The 301-nt window shown below is 44.5% G+C and carries 1 protein-coding gene; it reads right to left on the bottom strand.

Features of this window, described 5'->3' with window-relative positions:
- Window positions 1-60 precede the first annotated feature (60 nt).
- Window positions 61-301, bottom strand: a 241-nt coding sequence (locus H5084_RS19560; protein WP_220486023.1) for a hypothetical protein, incomplete at its 5' end; no start/stop codon positions are given.

Genomic DNA, 301 nt, shown 5'->3' on the forward strand with positions numbered 1-301 from the left:
ACAGACGAATTACAACTCAATGCGGCTACAACTACCCCACCGTTGAGCTTTCCCAAACAATTAAGAACTTTCAGCAACAGCAAACAGGACGTTTGCTGTAAGTTCATTTAGCACATGGATGTGCGCATGAACTGGTGCGTTAAGAAAGTTATTCATTGATTGGATCAGAAAGCGACTCGGTGTGCCTTTTTCTTTGCTCTTGTAGGTATGGGGTTCTTTTGGGCATGCAAAAGAAAGTAACCCGCCGTTAGGGCGGAATACCAAGTGATAAACAAACTTAAAGTTACGGCGAGCGCAGACG

It is taken from the genome of Psychromonas sp. SR45-3 (assembly GCF_014163575.1).
Lineage (GTDB): Bacteria > Pseudomonadota > Gammaproteobacteria > Enterobacterales > Psychromonadaceae > Psychromonas > Psychromonas arctica.